This window comes from Neisseria sp. P0014.S009 (assembly GCF_051958155.1).
GTDB lineage: Bacteria > Pseudomonadota > Gammaproteobacteria > Burkholderiales > Neisseriaceae > Neisseria > Neisseria flavescens_C.
This window is the reverse complement of sequence record NZ_JBQCVS010000322.1, coordinates 1-229: the sequence shown is the minus strand read 5'-3', so window position 1 is coordinate 229 and position 229 is coordinate 1. Positions and strand designations below refer to the sequence as shown.

The 229-nt window shown below is 48.0% G+C and carries 1 rRNA gene; it reads left to right on the top strand.

The features are described from left to right. A 16S ribosomal RNA gene (locus ACTHS4_RS12810) occupies positions 1-229 on the top strand; the annotation flags it as partial.

Here is a 229-nt window from a genome sequence, read left to right as displayed (position 1 = left end):
AGTCAGAGGTGAAAGCTAGCAGCTTAACTGTTAAATTGCCTTTGATACTGTCGGACTTGAATCAGGTTGAGGTAGGCGGAATGTGACATGTAGCGGTGAAATGCATAGATATGTCATAGAACACCAATTGCGTAGGCAGCTTGCTGGGCCTGTATTGACGCTGAGGCACGAAAGCGTGGGGATCAAACAGGATTTTGATCCCCACGCTTTCGTGCCTCAGCGTCAATAC